This window comes from Thorsellia kenyensis (assembly GCF_042432445.1).
GTDB classification, from domain to species: Bacteria; Pseudomonadota; Gammaproteobacteria; order Enterobacterales; family Thorselliaceae; genus Thorsellia; species Thorsellia kenyensis.
The window spans coordinates 13749-33434 of sequence record NZ_JBHLXE010000052.1 but is presented as its reverse complement, the minus strand read 5'-3'; the positions used below and the strand labels follow the sequence as shown (position 1 = coordinate 33434).

Genomic DNA, 19686 nt, shown 5'->3' with positions numbered 1-19686 from the left:
CTATAATGTTAGTAAACGCATCTATTTAAGTATAGATAACGACTAAGTATATATCAGTAAAGCTAATTAATTTAACAGTTTGTGACATGTCACAATGGAGTTATTGATGAAATTTACAGCAAACGAGCTAATTAAGATTGATTATTTAGTATATGAAATGCACTGTGTGATACTTAATAGGATAGCTGAAGCTAGAGTCAATTTCGTAACAATCCCAATTGAATTCCAAAATATTAATGGTGATACTATTGTAAAAAAAATAAGAGAGTATAGAAATAATAGAGAAAAACTGACTGGTAAACAGGATGTGATTTTTTTATTAGATTCCTTAGATTATATTAAGAAAGAATTTGATAAATTGAATTTAGATATTGATTCCTTTAAAAATAGCGATTTAATGAGTTTTTGTATTTGGGGTGGTACAAATAGATTCAGTGATGGTATATTAGGTCCAGAGATAGTTATTCCTAGTCATCTGGAGAGATTAAAATACATATGTATAGATTTTAAATATCAAGTTGAATATATACAAGTAAATACAGCGCTGAATGATTTTTGGTCAATCTATCGAGATTGTGTTGGTAAAACTATAAAACAAAAAGAAGCATGCTTCACACAAAATTTGTATTTATTTAACAATATGATAAAAGCTAATCCATTTAAGCAAATGGACACTCCTGATTTTAAAGACCATGATTGGATGGAATTGTATAATCACTGTTTGGAAATATATTGTTCGAATATTTCTATAGGGCATAAGTTTATTGTGCCTGATATGAATATGTATAAATATGCATGCTATTTATTATATTTTTTAAATAGAAATAATGACACGTTTAAAAAAAGTCAATTGAGTAATTTTAAGATAAATCTAAGAAAAAAAACGCAGAGGAAAAAACAAAATGCGCAAGGTATAAAAACGCTAGAAATAAAATTAAAAGAAGATACTGTTAAAAAATTAAAAGAATTACAACAATACAACAAATTAACTCAAAGTGAGATAATCGAAATATTGATCAATAATGATTATAAAAATTCATTGGGGTAACATGATATAATTAATTATTAATTGATAAGCACCTAAAGAACATATTAATTTTAGGTGCTTAATAAATTAATTACTAAAATCAAATGGTGCTTTAGTTTCATGGTTATTAGCATCTAAAAAGTCAGCCCACCATTGCATCATTAGCCTACGTTCATTTATGTGTTCAGCCTTATGAATGTAGGCAGCCCTAACGCCATTACGCTCTTGATGGCTCATTTGGCGTTCTACCGCATCCCTAGACCATTTGCCCGATTCAATCAAAGAACTACAAGCCATAGTCCTAAATCCATGACCACAAACCTCAATTTTAGTGTCATAACCCATGCGAGCTAGGGCTTTATTAACTGTCCCTTCACTCATGACTTTTGTAGAGTCACGATCTCCTATGAAGATAATAGGTTTATCCCCGCTAATTTCCTGTATTTCACGTAATATTTCTATTGCCTGACGGCTTAGTGGGACTAGATGCGGCGTGCGCATTTTTGAGCCTCTAGATGAGTATTTCACGCCATCCAATGCTTCACGCTCAGCGGGTATCGTCCAGATCGCCTTATCAAAATCAATCTCTTCCCATCTAGCAAATCTTAGTTCACTCGAGCGTATAAAAATTAATAATGAAAGCTTCACTGCTAATTTAGTCAGCAACTTGCCTTGATAGCTATCTATTCTGGCTAGTAATTCAGGTAATTTCTCTAAAGGTAGAGCAGGGCGGTGTTTAACTTTTTGTGGAGCGACTGCACCAGTTAGGTCATGAGATGGATTATAGGTTAAAATTCCTGTTTGGACAGCAAAACGCATGATAGACTTAATTCTTTGAAGCATACGTTGTGCAACTTCAATTCTGCCAGAATCTTCAACAGCTTTAATGGGGAGCCATAAATCACGAGTGGTTAGTTTTCTTATATCACTATCGCCTATGCTAGGGAATATGTTGGCTTCAAGGCTACTTAACACTCTTTGGCGATGATGATCGCTCCATCTATTATTAGATTTATGCCATTCAACGGCCACATCTTTAAATTTGATTATTTCTGTTGGTATATCATCTTTATCTATTGGTTTGCCACCATTGGCTTTGATAAGCGCAGGATCGATGCCTTCTTTTAGATATTTACGGTATTCTGCTCTTAGTTCTCTTGCTTTAGCTAGTGAAACATCAGGGTATGTTCCAAGGGCTAACATCTTTTGTTTCCCATCAAAGCGGTATTGTAATCGCCAGTATTTAGAACCATTCGGATGTACTAGTAAATGCATCCCTTCACCATCAGTGAGCTTAAATTGCTTCTCTTCAGGTTTAACGTTTTTAATCTTAAGTTCAGTCAGTGCCATAGTTACCTCAAATGTGTTGGTATAAAAGTTATGGAACTCAATATACCATCATTTGTACCAACTTCAAGTGCTTGATGTGGGTTGAACTCAGTTGACTATTAGCGATTAAAAAATGCACAAAACTAGCTTAAGTTATTGATTTTTGTTTATTAAAGGCATAAAAAAAGCCGCTTTACATAGCGGCTTGATTTGTGTTTTTAGTCAATTGGTACCGAAGACGGGACTTGAACCCGTAAGCCCTAATGAGCACTACCACCTCAAGGTAGCGTGTCTACCAATTCCACCACCTCGGCACTTATTAATTTACTCTTTAATTATATTAATATTTTTTAGTTTTTGCAAATGCTATTTCTTTACTTATATTTGATTGGTTAAATTTCATTCGCGCTTGCAGCTTGTTGTACAGATTTCAATAGGGTTGATTTAAAAAAAAGCGGCATTTAGCCGCTTATAAATCATTTGGTTACTTTAAAAAATCCTTTCTTCATTCTTATTGAGGAATGGCAGGTTGAACATTGTTCTCATTATTTTGTCCAGGAAGGGCAGGGGTTGCCTGTTCTTGAGGAATCGTTAATGAAGGAGTCGCAGGAAGCTGACTTTGTATGCTCTCAGGGTTAAACTCACCTGAGTCTGATACGGGTGCGCCATTTAATAATTGTCTATTAGTTAAATTACCCAGAACCAAACTTAAAATAAAAAATATAGTAACTAATATGGCTGTAGTGCGCGATAAAAAGTTACTGCTTCCACTTGAACCGAATAAGGTCGCTGAAGCACCTGCACCAAAAGAAGCGCCCATACTAGAGCCTTTTCCTTGTTGCATCAAAACAAGCGCAATGATTCCAATTGCAACCAATAAAAAAATTACCATAAGTGCAGCGTACATAATTTTACCTATAGGGAGTTAATAAAAACAAGAATGTATGGATTGATACGATATAGTTATACCTATTTTTTATCAAGTCGTAATCATAATCGAATTATGCGCCTCATGCAACATATAATTATTTTTAATCTCTGCTTAAATTTCATACGTAGAATAATAGAGGGACTTAATTTTCCTCTATACCAGAATATAGAAATTTTTTCATTAGATCTATTTTATAGATCTATAAGTTATAATATAAGTAATAATTTATGTCTTCATTACTATATAAAGTACAAGGCACTAATTAGGACTATGAACAATTAAACTCTGAATTCTTGCTTAAATATGGGTATCCTAAATAGTAGTGCCTATGACTCTGATGGTTATTCTATGCAAAGTTAATTTTTACTATTAAGAGTAAAGTATAAGTTATTTGTCCATTCTGTAATACCTAGCAAAAAGCATTTATCTGAGCAATCATAATTATGATCGATGCATATGTTATCTAACAATAATGCTTCATTGCCTAAATAAGTAATTTTTGCTTTAGCAAGCAGCTCAATTGCTTCATTTTTATTATCAGGGAGTGAATCTATAATATTAGCTAACTGTTTTGCAAAATCTAAATATTCCAATGTTTGCGCTTTTAATTGTTCAGACTCATCAAATCCCATCACATCGAGCTCTATAGTCTCTAAATAGATATAGTTATTTTTGTATTGCTGCAAAAAACTTTGTGTATTTTGTATTTCGGTCTTGATACTCTTTTCATTTTTACTAAATAGCACGTCAAGGGTGGATAAGAATTTTACCAAACGCGCATAGCCAATATTAAAATCACCACTCAGTGCAAAAACATGATCGCCAGCAATACTCTCTTTAAATGTATCAGTTAGCAAAGAGGGGCACAGTGTACTATTTCCCGAGACTAATATGAAATAGGATAAGGGGATGTCATAGTTCCACTCCGATAAGTCTTTAATTACTAGATTATTTTCTCCAAGTAAACAGCTTTGTTGTGAAGTACTATATAAATAAGAACGATTAGCCATAAAAACCTCGATAGTGAGAAAGAACATTAAAAATTAAATTATTAGCAATAATAAATTTAGGTTATAAACTAATTAACAAAGTAAGCTTTTTGATTAATAAGTTAGCAATTGCTAATGTAAATGTTTTAATTGTTACAATACAAGTAAAAATTTGTAAAAATATTGCTATAACGGCTATTTTTTGTTCTTTTAGTAAAAGTATTGATACATGATAACTTTTATTTATTTTTTTTAAAAAAATAATCTAAGTATAATGTATGAAATTAACTTCTGATGATGAATATTTTTATTAGGAACATGCAATCCTCATAAATCTAATTTCAATAATTGGTGACAGAAGCTACATGATATAGGGGGAGGGAATTTAATCAGTCAATCTTATTTGTAGAGGACTGGTAAAACACACTAGATTGAATTGAATAAATCTACAAATCATTCCGTATTTAAAATAAAACTATGCTATGAATAAGATAAAAAAATTTATTATGAATCCATAATTGCTAAATCATAATTAAAGAACTCTGATAGCTTTTTGCCACTAGAGTTCTTTGATAGAGTTAAAAGCAATAACAGATAAGTGCTTATGAATCTAGCCTGCTGCTACCACAGCATCTTTGATTTTATGTGCCCATAGGGTTACTAGTTCTTCATCTTCACCTTCAACCATTACACGAATTAACGGCTCTGTCCCAGATTTACGAAGTAAAACACGGCCTTTACCGGCTAGTGCTTTTTCTGCTTGTTCAGCTATGTCTTTTACATTAACTGCTTCTAGCGGATCGTGTTCGCCTTTGAAACGCACATTAAGAAGAAGTTGGGGGAATAGTTTCATACCGCTAGCTAGATCATTAAGAGACATACTGTTTTGAACCATAGCTCTGAGCACCTGTAATCCTGCAATAATACCATCACCTGTAGTAGTTTTATCAAGTAAAATTACGTGTCCAGAATTTTCCGCACCAATTTTCCACCCTTTTTGTTGCAATTTCTCAAGGACATATCTGTCGCCTACTTTTGCTCTTTCAAAAGGGATGCCTAATTGTTTTAAGGCTATCTCTAGTCCCATGTTGCTCATGAGTGTGCCCACTACGCCACCTTTTAACTTTCCACGTCTGAGGATTTCTCTGGCTATGATGAAGCTGATTTGATCGCCGTCCACCTTATTGCCTAAGTGATCGATCATAATTATTCTATCCCCATCACCGTCTAATGCGAGACCAACATCCGCTTTTTCATTAAGCACCTTTTGGCGGAGTGCTTCAATATCAGTTGCACCACACTTTTCATTGATGTTCATTCCATCAGGTTCACAACCTATTTTGATTATTTCGGCACCTAACTCACTGAAAACACTTGGAGCTATATGGTATGTCGCACCATTAGCACAATCAACAACTATTTTAAGTGATTTTAAATTGAGATCGGCCGGGAAGGTCCCTTTACAAAATTCGATATAGCGACCAGCTGCATCATTTATTCTAGAAGATTTACCAATCAGCTCAGATTCAACACAGGTGAGGTTTTTCTCTAATTCCGCTTCAATTGCTTCTTCTACATCATCAGGTAATTTTTCTCCCTCAATTGAGAAGAACTTAATGCCATTATCATAAAAGGGGTTGTGGGAAGCTGAAATGACAATACCAGCCTGAGCTCTAAATGTACGAGTCAAATATGCTACAGCAGGTGTTGGCATTGGGCCTGTAAAAGCAACAGAAACACCCGCTGCTGCAAGTCCTGCTTCTAGTGCAGACTCAAGCATATACCCTGAAATGCGCGTGTCTTTACCTATAATAACGCGTTTAGAGCCATGGCGCGCAAGAACTTTACCGGCTGCCCAACCTAACTTCAATACAAAATCTGGAGTAATAGGGGCTTCACCAACTTTACCACGAACACCATCAGTACCAAAATATTTACGTTCTGCCATGCGAGTCTCTCTTATGCTTAGAAATAATCCTAGAGTAAATTAAAAGGAAAAAATGTTTATTATTTCATATGTATTGATGATTATAATCAAAAGAGCTCAATGCTTTTTTAAATTAAAATTCAGCAGTTCAGTATGAAAAAATAGAAAAATTTATCTAATCTATTGTTAAATTTATTGCTTAAATAGTGCATTTTAAACTGTTTAAAACAAGTTATTTAAAAACCTATTATACATAATGTAATATGTAAGTCGTATTTATGAATTGTTATTTTTGATAAATTATGTCTTTTTGAGTATTTAATAATCACTTTATCATATCAAACTAAATTCATAGGTACATTGACTGATGAAGGAATATAAAAACGTAATGCAATTAAAATTAAAATATCAAAACAATTTATTCACTTTGCATGATACATTGATTAACTAAATGATTGCATCGTTTTTAATACACTGAGTGCTTCAACTGTTTCTTTTACATCATGTACCCTGAGGATATGAGCTCCTTTAGCAGCTGCTATTAAAGCCCCTGCAATACTGCCAAATAAACGATTTTTATGATCCTCTTTATGAGAAAAGGTATTGTTGGCATATTGGATCATTCGTTTTCTAGAAAGACCAATCAATATAGGGCATTGCAATTGATGCAAAGCTTCCATTTCATTTAATAATTGGTAATTATGGGAGTCACTCTTGCCAAATCCAAACCCAGGATCGACAAGAATATTTTCATGGGGTATACCAGCATTCACCGCCACATTAATTTGTTGATTCAAAAAATCAACCACTTCAGTTGTTACATGACTGTATGTGGGATTAATTTGCATTGTTTGAGGTTCACCTTGTCTGTGCATTAATGAAACAGGCAAGTTAACATTTACTGCTGCCTGCAATGAGCCAGGTAATTGTAGTGCCCGGACATCATTTATCAAATCAGCTCCAGCCTCTGAGGCTGCAGTCATTACTTGGGCTTTAGATGTATCAATTGAGATCCAGATATCAAAGCGTTTTCGCAACGCTTCTATAACAGGTATTGTCCTAGCAAGTTCTTCATCTAATGAAACCTCAGCCGCACCTGGTCTTGTAGATTCACCACCAATATCAATTAATTCAGCCCCATAACGAATCATTTGTTCAGCATGAAACATCGCTTTATCTAACCCTATGAATTTTCCACCATCAGAAAAGGAATCAGGTGTCACATTGAGTATACCCATCACTTTAGGGCTATCTAGAATCAATTTTGCTCGCTGATTGCTTAAGGTATAAGTAGAGGTTTTATTCATCCTATTTTCTCCAAGAAAAAACCCCGCGAGCGGGGTTTTAAATAATTATTTTAAGAAAAATAAGTACATATCACTGTACGTAAGGGCAATATTTTTTATGAGCCTTGAGGCTTATCTTCTGAGTTTGCCGTGGTATTTTCCTTACTTTCAGTCGACTGATTGTTATCTTTTGAATAATCTTGTTGCGCTTTTTCAGCCATACTTGTTGCTTCATTAGACACGTCTGTGTTTGATACATTTTTTTCTGATATCGAGTTGTCATTATCTGAATCATCAGTATCCTTTTCAGGAACGATTGATTTTTTCACTGAATCAGCTTCCCAATCTTTAGGAGGAGTAACTGGTTTTCTCTGCATCAGTTCTTTAATTTGACTCGCATCAATTGTTTCATATGTCATTAACGCATCCTTCATTGCATGAAGGATGTCTATGTTATCTTTTAACAGCTGCATCGCTCTATCATAGTTTTTATCAATAAAGAATTTAATCTCATCATCGATAAGACGTGATAGTTCAGGAGAAAGTGTTGCAACTTTTTGTGGCTGCCCACTAAAAGAGTTCTGTTCTAATGTCAGAATTGGACCTACTTTCTCAGATAAACCGTATTCAGTGACCATGCTTCTAGCATAGGAAGTTGCTACGCGAATATCTTGGGAAGCTCCGCTCGTCACTTTGTCTTTACCATAAATTATTTCTTCAGCTACTCTTCCGCCATAAGCAACAGAGATTGCACTTTCCATAAACTCTTTAGTATAGGAAGTTTCATCACCTTTAGGCAAGAAGAAAGCGACACCTAATGCACGACCACGAGGCACAATGGTGACTTTATGCAGTGGCCAATAACCCGGAACTAATGAACCAATGATTGCATGTCCAGCTTCATGATACGCTGTGGATTCAAGTTCTTCACGAGTCATTGAAAGTGTGCGACGTTCAGAACCTAGTTTGATTTTATCTTTAGCCATCTCAAACTCGTTCATTGTCACAATTTTCTTATGGTTTCTAGCGGCGAATAGGGCTGATTCATTCACTAGGTTAGCCAATTCTGCGCCAGAGAAACCAGGAGTGCCACGAGCAATAACTTTAGGATCAACATCTTCAGCAATACGAATTTTGCGTAAATGGACTTTAAGAATTTGTTCACGTCCTTTGACATCAGGTAAAGAAACGTTTACTTCTCTATCAAAACGCCCTGGGCGTAATAACGCTTTGTCTAAGACATCAGGGCGATTTGTCGCGGCAATAATGATGATACCTTTATTATCTTCAAAACCATCCATTTCAACTAGCATTTGGTTCAAAGTCTGTTCACGTTCATCATTACCACCGCCATGGCCAGAACCCCTATGGCGACCAACAGCATCAATTTCATCAATAAATATGATACATGGGGCATTTTTTTTAGCCTGCTCAAACATGTCACGGACACGTGCAGCACCAACACCTACGAACATTTCCACAAAATCAGAACCTGAAATGGCAAAGAAGGGTACCTTTGCTTCCCCAGCAATCGCACGAGCAAGGAGTGTTTTACCCGTCCCAGGGGGGCCTACCATCAAAATTCCTTTAGGTATTTTACCCCCCAATTCTTGGAATCTAGTGGGCTCTCTTAAAAAGTCGACTACTTCTTTAACGTCCTCTTTTGCTTCATCACACCCAGCGACATCTGCAAATGTTGTTTTTATCTGATCAGGGGTAAGCATTCTTGCTTTGCTTTTGCCAAATGACATCGCACCACGACCACCGCCGCCTTGCATTTGACGCATAAAGAAGATCCACACACCGATTAATAAAAGAAACGGAAACCAATTAAGTAAAAGGGTAAGCCAAAGACTTCTTTTTTCTGGTGGTTCACCAATCACCGTCACATTTCTTGCTAATAATGTATCGATTAATTGAGGATCGTCATTTCCGGGGATAAATGTTTGGAACATTTCGCCACTACGGTTTCTGAATTGAATTTCTCTGTTGTTGATATTTGCTTCAGACACTCTTTCAGAGGCTACTTCGCGCATAAAAGTGGTGTAATCAACTGTGTTCCCAGTTGAACCAGATGAACCAAGCGCTTGAAAAAGTAAAATCAGCATTAAGGCAATTACAATCCATAAAATCAGATTTTTTGATATGTCATTCAAGGTGTAAACCTCTTTAATTGTTAAGGAAATAAAACGTAAAAAAGAAAAGTCGTTACATAGTAAACCAAAAACACCATATAAGACAATCCATACTTGCAAATTATTACCATAAAGTTTGCAAGTAAAACCACTTCAGTTGATAATTTAAAATCTAAATTATTTAGTAAAAAATTATTGACTGACTCAGAATCTAGCTAGGTTTTCTACCTAAACCAACAATGTAAACTTCTCTTGAACGAGATCTTGATGCATCAGGTTTTCTAACTTTGACTGTTTTGAACATACTGCGTATATCTTTTAAAATTTCGTCAAATCCATCCCCTTGAAAAACTTTCACTAATAAGTGACCATTTTCAGCAAGAACCTGTTTAGCCATATCAATTGCAAGCTCTACGAGGTACATAGAACGTGGAATATCTACAGCAGGAGTACCGCTCATATTAGGAGCCATATCAGACATCACAACATTTACTTTGCTGTCTCCTACGCGTTCAAGAAGTGCATTTAATACCATTTCTTCTCTAAAATCGCCTTGCAAAAAATCTACTCCTGCAATTGAATCCATAGGAAGGATATCGCAAGCAATAACCGATCCTGATTGACCAATTTGAGAAACAGCGTATTGAGACCATCCACCTGGAGCGGCACCTAAATCCACTACAGTCATACCTGGTTTAAATAATTTGTCTACTTTTTGAATCTCTTCAAGTTTAAACCATGCACGTGAACGCAGTCCTTTCTTTTGGGCCTGCTTTACAAATTGATCGCTAAAATGTTCTTGCAACCAACGGCTTGAACTTGCTGAACGTTTTTTTCCTGCCACGAGATACCTGTTTTTAAATAAATGCTAAAATAATATTGGGCCTAAAAGCTAATATAGTGAAAGTTTATTGCTTAAAAAGTACAATGTTTATTTCTATGATCCAATATGCTAATACTTGTTATTATAACAAGATTTTAAGTTATTTTGTTAATAAAGACCTTACTTTTTCAAACTTTTTCATTACTAAAATTTAATTTAACTCAACAATTTTGACTTTAAAAGAACAAATGCTTGTCAAAAAGCCGTGCTAAGTTTTTTTAAAGTGCGTATAATGGTGTGTAGAGTTAGTATTGAGGCTAAGCGATGATGTTAAACTTAAACGTCATAGTTAAATAAAGAGCCTTAAAATAACGTATTCTCCATTTATGTTCAAGTTTGCATCGCAATGCTCAAGTCCCATCGCTTTAGCTTCCTTATTTACATATATGGTGTCCTTTTTTCAGTTTTCAAGCTAAATGAGAATAAATGCTTCATTTTGCTTTTAGGTTTGGAAAGTTTGATTTCAATTAGGCTAATGTATGAATTTAAATAATAAACAAAAACAATTTTTAAAAGGTTTGGCTCATCCACTTAAACCAGTTGTGATGGTGGGCGGTAATGGTTTAACAGAAGGTGTTTTGGCTGAAATAGATCATGCTTTGAATTTCCATGAACTCATCAAGATAAAAGTATCAGCAGAGGACAGAGATACTAAAAAACTTATTATTAATGCGATAGTCGCTGAATCTAAATCCTTTCTAGTGCAGTCTATTGGAAATATTTTAACTATTTATAGACCTACAGAAGATAAAAGAATCTCTTTGCCTCGTGGTTAATTAGAAGTTTTTTACCTGGTATTTTTCGGCTATCTTGATGTTAGAGTCACTCTGAGAATTTCTTGTACTGAGTAAAACCTCAGTGTTATATGATAAGTTTTTATCTTGTGTATAGTCTCTTATGGAGTAGGTATGATTCAATTTCAGAATGATGCCTTCATAGATGTTTTATGTGGAATGCCTTCATCTAGCAAACCCGAATTGAGCAATGATAACGCTTATTATGAGAGCTTGTTTGAATCATGAAAACAAGAACTTTATACCCTTAAAACGGATTCAGAACTGTTGAATAAGCACGGGTATGGGTAGATAAATTTGTTTATTGGTTCAATGAAGCGCATAGACATAAGAGCATTAAATATATTCCCCCCTGAACAGCTTCATGAGTAAGAAGATAAAAAGCTATTTGAGTCAAGTACACGAGTATCAAGTAAACCACTTAAAGTATCCTGAGCGCTGTAGAAGGGCGTAATACGCTTCATTGGAGTAGAGTTAAAATCGCGATCTTAAATTCGGTTATGAGTAACAATCTATCAGATGAAAAAAGCCCATTTATTAGGTAAATAGGGAAACGTCGCTTGACAGCCATCGGCACGATACCGATAATTTTCGTTATATGACTACTTTAATCGGTTTTATCTTGAGAAACTGATTCATATCCGCAAAAACTTTACCCCTTGGTTAATAACTAGATTGTTAGTCATGTTTGTTTTTTAAATTCTGGAGTTTCACGGAATTTCGACAAAGTGATCAAGACGTGCTAAATATTGATAACTCCTTTCTGCAACGCTTGATAATTGTAGTCCATCTTAGAAATTTCCTATCCGAGGTCCCGCTCAGTGTATAGTGCTGCAAAAAAATGGGATTAAAACTAAGCACAAAGCAGGCTGGTAAAATTTGTTGATAGAGGAAAATCTTCAAGTGTAGTTACAATCGCTTTGACTATCAAAACGACGAGAACGGTGTGAACTATTTTGAGTAAAACACTGAATATGCTAGTTAGATGAGGGGCAATGAAGCAACCTAAAAGGCCTGGGGTAAAATAAATAATCTCACAGGATATTTAGTCTTAGCAACCTTAATCCAATAAGATCACTTCGACTTAGATAAAATTAAAACAAAATAAAGTTATTGTCATAGAAAAAAAGTATTAACTAAGACAAACCAATAAATGACACATTAAATTGCACATCAAAAGATAAGATGATTTACTGGTCGAACTAGCATGAGATAAATCTGTTCACAGCTAAAGCCGCCTAGCAATAAAGCCTAGTGGTTGATATTAACTCATGTGCGAATTTTATGATGTGCTTGGATTAATAATCTATGAAGAATCTAAGTGTATGAAAGAATTCAGATTTAGTTAAAAATCTAATTTTTTACCAACTGGAGGAAGTTCATATAGGTGCTATAGGACATGGTTTCCGATTGCACCTTTGAATTAAACTTTATCTTAGTGTTAAGGTGATTTTTAAGGTTTTAACTGTTAAAGTACAAAAGTTTTGTTAATTGCTAATAGAGTATTTATAAAAAATTAATCGGCTAAATAGTCTACTTTTAAAATTTCAAAATCCACCTTTCCACCAGGAGTCTGGATTGAAACCTCATCTCCTTCATATTTGCCAACAAGTCCTCTTGCAATAGGTGAGTTGATAGAAATTCTTCCTACTTTAATATCAGCTTCATCATCACCAACTAATTGATATTTTTGTTCTTCCTCTGTATCTAAATTCAAAATAGTTACTGTTGTACCAAAAACGACCTTGCCATCATTTTTGAGTTTAGTTACGTCAATAACTTGCGCATTAGAAAGTTTAGATTCTATCTCTTGTATTCTGCCTTCACAAAATCCTTGTTGCTCTCTCGCGGCATGGTATTCTGCATTTTCTTTTAAATCACCATGCTCCCTAGCTTCTGCAATTGCTTTTATTATTCTAGGTCTCTGATTGGTTTTTAGTTCTTCAAGTTCTTCTCGTAATTTTTGTGCGCCTCTAAGCGTCATAGGGACTAGTGCCATGGATTACACCTCATATACATATTTAATAAACCAAATAAAAAACATCATCAATACAAAGTTGGAGAAAAAATTGTATTGATGATGTTGTGAGAAATTGTGCGTTAAGTATAACCTAAAACTAAATTTATTTGTTGCAATTAAGAATTAAAAAATTTTTTTTAAATGAACTGGCTAGTAAACGCTTTGAATGTATAGTCAAAGCTAAAAATTACAAGGATGTAGTGATCAAGTTCTTTCACAAATGCTAATGCAAGTTGTACATACATCCTATGAATTTTTTCTTTATCATGCGAGATATGATTAAGTTAAAAGTGTTGTGAAACCTCGGAGCTTGTCAAGGTAGTTCTTAAGATATGAAGGGTTTTAACCAAATTTGTTTGAAGTTGAAAAAATTATATCAGCAATTTAAAAAGTGCTTTATGAGTTGCTATGCAACACTATACAGGTCGCATAAAATAAATTAACTTTCAGAAAATTTCATACGCATTCAGCTATATACTTGATTATTTTAACTGATTTAATTTGATTGTTTCAAAAACTGATTTAAAATTTAGGTTGGAATATCTAACTTATATATTATGTTATAACTAGCTACTGAGCTAATATACAATAAAAATTGTTAATTAATTTGCTAATAAAGTGGTGTTAAGTGTATCATTAATCAAATAAGCTAAAGATACGTTTCTTTCAAACATTTTTTATTGGGTAATTCGTCACTGAAGTTCATTTCTAATAATAAAGAAAACCTTTTAATTAAATTAAGTGGCACTCGGTTCAACTCTTTTGAATTCAATAATACATTTTTAAAAAAATGAAAATTCTGTAAGATATAATTAATGACTCTTTTAAAGCGATCTAAATTTATTAGCCTAACTACAGCAGTATATTGTTTTTTTTCTGCTCCTTTTGCATTGGCAAATAATCCGATTATTGATGAATACAAAAGCTATTTACCCGATGGAGCAAATTTAACTTTACTCGTCCAAGGTATAAATCAAAAAGAACCTATTTATGCCTACAATGAACTTCAGCAATCTCTTCCGGCAAGTACTCTCAAAGTCATCACGGCTCTTGCTGCTTTACTCGAATTAGGTGAACATTTTACTTTCACTACACAATTTGAGATTGATAAAGAGGAAAATATTGAAAATGGTGAAGTCCAGAACCTAACTTTACGATTTACAGGTGATCCTTCTTTTACAAGGCAAGATCTTAAAAAAATGATCGATTCTTTAAAAGGAGCAGGTATCAATAGGATCAAAGGAAATTTGATAATTGATGTTTCTGCTTTTTCAGGACATGATAAAGCACCCGGTTGGTCCTGGAATGACTTAACACAATGCTTTAATGCACCACCTAGTCCCGCAATAATTGATAGGAATTGTTTTTCTTTCTCTCTCAGTGCTAAAAAAAGTGGCGAAATCGCAGAAATCAATATTGCAGATTTTTATCCAGTTAATGTGATAAGCACAGTCAATGTATTAGATGAAAACGACACCAATTTAAAACACTGTGAACTTGATGTGAGACCTGGAGATTTGAATTTGTTTTTATTAACAGGTTGTATGCGTAAACGAAAAGATCCTATTGCGCTAGGATTTTCCGTTCAAGATGGAGCACATTACGCAGGGCAGCTAACCAGTATATATCTTGCAAATGCTGGAATAACAGTCGATGGTTCCATCGTCCGTCAAACGTTGATAAAACCAATAGGGCAGGTTATGGTTCAACATAATTCTGAGCCTTTAAGAGTACTTCTTAAAACCATGCTCAAAAAATCCGATAATCTAATCGCAGATACTTTATTCAGAACAATAGGGCAACATAGATATAGCACCTCTGGCACATGGAGTAATAGTGAAAAAGCTATTCGCGAAATTTTAAGTGAACAAGCAAATATAGATCTTGGTAACAATGTCATTGTGGACGGTTCAGGATTATCTCGCTACAACCTTATTACACCACAAATAATGATGCAGGTTTTACAATTCATCGGTGTAAATGATAACCAACTCAATTTTATTGAAATGCTTCCTGAAGCAGGTAAAGATGGTACGCTAGCTTATCGTGGTGGCTTAGACGCAGCAGGTGTAAATGGTAAAGTTAATGCAAAAACAGGCGCTCTGCGTGGAGTGTATAATTTAGCTGGTTTCATTACAGGCAGTAGCGGTAAAAAAATTGCGTTCGTACAATTTATCACGGGTTATTCAGTGTCACCTGAGGATTATAAAAATCGTAGGGCCCCGCTAGTTAAATTTGAAAGCAGACTTTATAAAGATATTTACCAGAAAAACTAATATGGCTCATAAATGTGGCTCATAATAGAATGCGTCTCATAATGGATAGGTAAGCAATAGTACACCCTTTTTAGTTTAATGATGGATACTAATTTTGGTCACTTTATAATAACGTTATGCGCTAATTAGCCTCTTAATTGATCTAAATTGCCTTATGTGGAGTATCTAGGACTATTTACAAAAAATTCTTTTTTTATGTACCCTCTTTGATGTTATATGTGTATATATTTTATTCATTTTTATGTTAGCTTTTAATTTTATTTATAATATTTCAATTCACTTTTGAGGTTTAATTCGTTATGACTGCAAATGTTTCAACACCAACGCCCATCAAACGCGCTTTACTCAGTGTCTCAGATAAAACGGGTATTCTTGAGTTTGCTCAAGCACTCAATGCGTTAAATATAGAAATCTTATCTACAGGCGGTACGGCAAAACTTTTAAATTTACACGGTATTCCCGTGACTGAGGTCGCTGATCATACCGGATTTCCTGAAATGATGGAGGGGCGCGTTAAAACATTACACCCTAAAATTCATGGCGGTATTTTAGGGCGCCGAGGAATTGATGACGAAGTCATGGAAAAACATGATATTGGCCGAATTGATTTAGTTGCAGTGAACTTATACCCATTTGCTCAAACAGTTTCTCAAGCTGACTGCACGTTATCAAAAGCTATCGAAAATATTGATATCGGTGGCCCTACCATGGTAAGAGCTGCTGCAAAAAATCATAAAGATGTAGCAATTGTTGTTAATCCAAATGACTATCAAGCAATACTTAATGAATTGAATCAAACTCAAGAAAAAACATTAAGTTTTAAAACGCGTTTTGAATTAGCGGTAAAAGCATTTGAACACACTGCACATTATGATGGTATGATTGCTAATTTCCTTGGATGCAGAGTTCAATCGCCTGCTAGCGATGAGACTGTTGTTGATGAAGCACCTAAAGATCTTACTTATTTCCCAAGAACACTTAATTTACACCTTAACTTGAAACAAATCATGCGCTATGGTGAAAATGCACATCAATTGGCTGCGTTTTATGTTGATGCACCAGGTGTTAATACTAACAATATTGGAACAGTGAGCAGCGCGATTGTTCATCAAGGCAAAGCCCTTTCTTTTAATAATATTGCCGATACTGATGCGGCACTTGAGTGTGTTAAAAGTTTTAACGAACCTGCTTGTGTCATCGTCAAACATGCTAATCCGTGTGGTGTTGCAATCGGTGATAATTTATTGAGTGCTTACGATCTTGCTTATAAAACAGATCCTACCTCTGCTTTTGGTGGAATAATCGCTTTTAATCGTGAATTAGATCCTACAACAGCCCAATCCATAATAGATAGACAATTTGTTGAAGTCATCATAGCACCATCGGTATCACCAAATGCGCTCTCTCTTTTGTCTAAAAAACCAAATGTTCGTGTATTGAGTACAGGTAATTTTCAACAGCAAGGATCAGAACAAACTCAAGCAGTTAATTTTGATTTTAAACGTGTAAATGGCGGATTACTTGTTCAACAGCGTGATGAAGCACTTTATGAACCAAATGAACTAAAGATTGTTTCTAAACGTGAGCCTACGGAAAAAGAGATGCAAGATGCTCTATTTGCCTGGTCTGTTGCTAAATATGTTAAATCTAACGCAATTGTATATGCAAAAGATGGTCAAACGATTGGTATAGGTGCAGGTCAAATGAGCCGAGTTTATTCTGCTAAAATCGCAGGAATTAAAGCCCAAGATGAAGGCCTTGAAGTCAAAGGCTGTGCTATGGCCTCAGATGCATTTTTTCCATTCAGAGACGGCATTGATGCTGCAGCTGCAGTTGGGATCACCTGTGTGATTCAACCAGGTGGCTCGATGCGTGATGAAGAAGTAATTGCTGCTGCAGATGAGCATGGAATTGCTATGATTTTTACTAATATGAGACATTTTAGACACTAGACACTAGACACTATACACTAGACACTAGACTCCATCCTTCATTACATACGTTAGGCCCAGAATGAATAATAATCCTTTATATCCATTCTGGGCTTTTTTATTTTTTTATTAGCAAGATTTTTGATGATTATGAATCTAACTATTGATTGATAACATACTTAATCTCATCAGCTTCCCATACTTGAGGGACTTCCCAATAATTAATTTTCCTTTGCATTGCTTCAAGGGGTACATAAGTATTATCTTTTCTCGAGTTGTTTCTTTGGCCAAGTAAGATCGGCTCGCATTCAATGTATACAATCGTCACTTTTGCATCATATTTATAGCAACGTTCTAAAAGTTTCAAACGCGCACTTTTTCTTAAATTAGTCGCATTCCAGATAAAATCAGTCCCAGACTTTAATAAATAATCTGCTTTATTAAAGGTATGCTGTGCAACAGCCTTATGATCTTCACCGTATTTTAATCCCAGTTCAATAAGTGCATCATCAAAAGAGACTACAGGTTGATGAGGATAGTTTTTTTCAACCCAGTAATTCTTACCGCTTGCAGGTAGGCCAACAAGCAGATGAATGTGTGAACCTTTCGGTTCATTTTGTTCAACAGTTAAAGGTGTTATTTTATCATAGGCATATTTTCTTCGAGCAACCCCACAGTTAGTAAAACGCGGTTTATCAATGCACTGCAGTTCGATAGCTAATTTTCTTAATTTTTTTAATCTTTTTAAGGTAATCGGAATATCCGGATTTATTCTTCCTTTAGTATCGGCATTAGCTAAAACAAGCAAAAAATGAAAATTGACTTCATAGCTTATTTTAGTAATGAGGTGCTCAGGATTTTTTTGTACAAGTAAATAGTAGGGCTTTTGATGATTAAAAATTAATTGTGCTATCTCTTCTCTAATGGCAAATGGAGTGCCCTGAAACCAAAGCAATTGTCTTGCCATTATGGCACCCATAGGAGAGTGATTAGGATGACTTATTCGACCTGTTTTTTCATCAATAACAGTGGTTTTCGGTTTTGCAATATCATGCAATAAGGCACTTAAAAATAAGATTAATTTTCCTTCTTTTGATGCGTCTTTGTAATCTTTCGATTCAACCATTTGTTCTACAACCATCTGGGTATGAATCCATACATTTCCTTCTGCATGATAGATAGAATCCTGATCAGTTGTTTTTCCCTCATTGAGTTCAGGATAAACGTTTAACCAATAATTGAAGTCTATTTCATTCAGTTCATTTGGTATGTGCTTTATGATTTCATTAAAAGGGTAGGGGTGAGCAGAGAAATAAATTGCCGCTTGATTTCTATCTTCAATCAAATCCATTGCTACTATTTTCCTATGTTTAGTTAAAATGTGTTGTAGGACCATTTTAGTATAATATGCATCAAATTACATCTGCGTTGACTAATGATACATCTGCATTATTTGTGATTTTTGTACAATATTTATATTTCTGTGTAAGCCAACTATTTCGTTATCTTGAATTGAATGGTTTAGTTTTTTTAATCATGCCCCAATACTTCATTTAATTCTCAATTGTATAAGGCAGAATAATTAGGATTAAATAGCAAAATTGACGGACGCGTCAAAATAGTGGATCAAATTTATTGTCCAGAATTAGATGATTAAAGACCGTCGTCTACATAAATTTGTATTAGCAAAGAGAGGCGATAAATGCCTCTTTATTTATACAACTATTACAATATTTTTAGTAAAAAGATTATATCCAAGTTAAAAAATTAACCAAACATTCTAATAATTGTTCTTCTAAGAAAGTATTGATAATGAATGTGATTTTAGAAACTCTAAGCGTCTAAAGTTCATTAAGTAGACAAGGCTAAGTGATGGTTAACATCTGTAAGAAATGCTATTTTATTTAAAACTTCAAATTATGACGTATCATTGCCTTTTAGCCCCCTAGCAATACGCAAGAATATATAAGAAGCATGAGAATAGATGTATAGTTTTTTTTCTTTGGTGTAACAATGTACTCTTACTTTATCAATATCAATATCAATATCAATATCAATATCAATATCAATATCAATATCAATAGATACACAGCCATCGAATAAAATTTCGTGATAGGCTAAAAAACTCTTTCAAAAAAAGTGATCCTAAAGGCAACAG

The 19686-nt window shown here is 34.5% G+C and carries 12 protein-coding genes, 1 tRNA gene and 1 pseudogene; 4 read left to right on the top strand and 10 right to left on the bottom strand.

The features are described from left to right. Window positions 1–106: 106 nt before the first annotated feature. Window positions 107–1048 (top strand): hypothetical protein, encoded by a 942-nt coding sequence (locus ACFFIT_RS05320; RefSeq protein WP_385876613.1) that lies wholly within the window; start codon window positions 107–109, stop codon window positions 1046–1048. Window positions 1049–1114: 66 nt separating this feature from the next. Here ACFFIT_RS05320 and ACFFIT_RS05315 read toward each other — a convergent pair whose 3' ends face one another. The 8 genes and pseudogenes from ACFFIT_RS05315 to rlmE form a co-directional block, all read right to left on the bottom strand. Further along, window positions 1115–2377, bottom strand: coding sequence for a tyrosine-type recombinase/integrase (locus tag ACFFIT_RS05315; RefSeq protein WP_385876612.1), 1263 nt, complete (start codon window positions 2375–2377; stop codon window positions 1115–1117). A 206-nt stretch (window positions 2378–2583) separates the two neighbouring features. Further along, window positions 2584–2670 (bottom strand) — tRNA-Leu (locus ACFFIT_RS05310). 367 nt (window positions 2671–3037) lie between these two features. Beyond that, window positions 3038–3263: pseudogene (gene secG, locus ACFFIT_RS05305) on the bottom strand (preprotein translocase subunit SecG); the annotation flags it as partial. 380 nt (window positions 3264–3643) lie between these two features. Continuing rightward, entirely contained in the window at window positions 3644–4297 is a 654-nt protein-coding gene (locus ACFFIT_RS05300; RefSeq protein ID WP_385876611.1) for a DUF7822 domain-containing protein, read from the bottom strand. Between the two features lie 589 nt (window positions 4298–4886). After that, window positions 4887–6224, bottom strand: coding sequence for a phosphoglucosamine mutase (gene glmM / locus ACFFIT_RS05295; RefSeq protein WP_385876610.1), 1338 nt, complete (start codon window positions 6222–6224; stop codon window positions 4887–4889). Between the two features lie 422 nt (window positions 6225–6646). Further along, window positions 6647–7510, bottom strand: coding sequence for a dihydropteroate synthase (gene folP / locus ACFFIT_RS05290; protein WP_385876609.1), 864 nt, complete (start codon window positions 7508–7510; stop codon window positions 6647–6649). A gap of 95 nt (window positions 7511–7605) precedes the next feature. Continuing rightward, window positions 7606–9645 (bottom strand): ATP-dependent zinc metalloprotease FtsH, encoded by a 2040-nt coding sequence (gene ftsH, locus ACFFIT_RS05285; RefSeq protein WP_385876643.1) that lies wholly within the window; start codon window positions 9643–9645, stop codon window positions 7606–7608. A gap of 190 nt (window positions 9646–9835) precedes the next feature. Continuing rightward, complete coding sequence (rlmE, locus tag ACFFIT_RS05280) at window positions 9836–10468, bottom strand: 23S rRNA (uridine(2552)-2'-O)-methyltransferase RlmE (protein WP_385876608.1); 633 nt, start codon at window positions 10466–10468, stop codon at window positions 9836–9838. A 518-nt stretch (window positions 10469–10986) separates the two neighbouring features. Here rlmE and yhbY point away from each other — a divergent pair. Further along, complete coding sequence (gene yhbY, locus ACFFIT_RS05275) at window positions 10987–11283, top strand: ribosome assembly RNA-binding protein YhbY (protein WP_385876607.1); 297 nt, start codon at window positions 10987–10989, stop codon at window positions 11281–11283. A gap of 1534 nt (window positions 11284–12817) precedes the next feature. Here yhbY and greA read toward each other — a convergent pair. Next, window positions 12818–13300, bottom strand: a complete 483-nt coding sequence (greA, locus tag ACFFIT_RS05270; protein WP_385876606.1) for a transcription elongation factor GreA — start codon at window positions 13298–13300, stop codon at window positions 12818–12820. A gap of 836 nt (window positions 13301–14136) precedes the next feature. Here greA and dacB point away from each other — a divergent pair. After that, complete coding sequence (gene dacB / locus ACFFIT_RS05265; RefSeq protein ID WP_385876605.1) at window positions 14137–15597, top strand: serine-type D-Ala-D-Ala carboxypeptidase; 1461 nt, start codon at window positions 14137–14139, stop codon at window positions 15595–15597. A 299-nt stretch (window positions 15598–15896) separates the two neighbouring features. Further along, window positions 15897–17549, top strand: coding sequence for a bifunctional phosphoribosylaminoimidazolecarboxamide formyltransferase/IMP cyclohydrolase (purH, locus tag ACFFIT_RS05260; RefSeq protein ID WP_385876604.1), 1653 nt, complete (start codon window positions 15897–15899; stop codon window positions 17547–17549). Window positions 17550–17688: 139 nt separating this feature from the next. Here the strand turns inward: purH and ACFFIT_RS05255 are convergent, their stop codons facing one another. Next, window positions 17689–18879: an AAA family ATPase gene (locus ACFFIT_RS05255; protein ID WP_385876603.1), complete on the bottom strand. Its 1191-nt coding sequence runs from the start codon at window positions 18877–18879 to the stop codon at window positions 17689–17691. Window positions 18880–19686 lie beyond the last annotated feature (807 nt).

What these genes read in the sequence shown, in the direction of transcription:
- ACFFIT_RS05320 (WP_385876613.1), top strand. Translation starts at nt 107, where the DNA reads ATGAAATTTACAGCAAACGAGCTAATTAAGATTGATTATTTAGTATAT.
- ACFFIT_RS05315 (WP_385876612.1), bottom strand. Translation starts at nt 2,377, where the DNA reads ATGGCACTGACTGAACTTAAGATTAAAAACGTTAAACCTGAAGAGAAG.
- ACFFIT_RS05300 (WP_385876611.1), bottom strand. Translation starts at nt 4,297, where the DNA reads ATGGCTAATCGTTCTTATTTATATAGTACTTCACAACAAAGCTGTTTA.
- glmM (WP_385876610.1), bottom strand. Translation starts at nt 6,224, where the DNA reads ATGGCAGAACGTAAATATTTTGGTACTGATGGTGTTCGTGGTAAAGTT.
- folP (WP_385876609.1), bottom strand. Translation starts at nt 7,510, where the DNA reads ATGAATAAAACCTCTACTTATACCTTAAGCAATCAGCGAGCAAAATTG.
- yhbY (WP_385876607.1), top strand. Translation starts at nt 10,987, where the DNA reads ATGAATTTAAATAATAAACAAAAACAATTTTTAAAAGGTTTGGCTCAT.
- greA (WP_385876606.1), bottom strand. Translation starts at nt 13,300, where the DNA reads ATGGCACTAGTCCCTATGACGCTTAGAGGCGCACAAAAATTACGAGAA.
- dacB (WP_385876605.1), top strand. Translation starts at nt 14,137, where the DNA reads ATGACTCTTTTAAAGCGATCTAAATTTATTAGCCTAACTACAGCAGTA.
- purH (WP_385876604.1), top strand. Translation starts at nt 15,897, where the DNA reads ATGACTGCAAATGTTTCAACACCAACGCCCATCAAACGCGCTTTACTC.
- ACFFIT_RS05255 (WP_385876603.1), bottom strand. Translation starts at nt 18,879, where the DNA reads ATGGATTTGATTGAAGATAGAAATCAAGCGGCAATTTATTTCTCTGCT.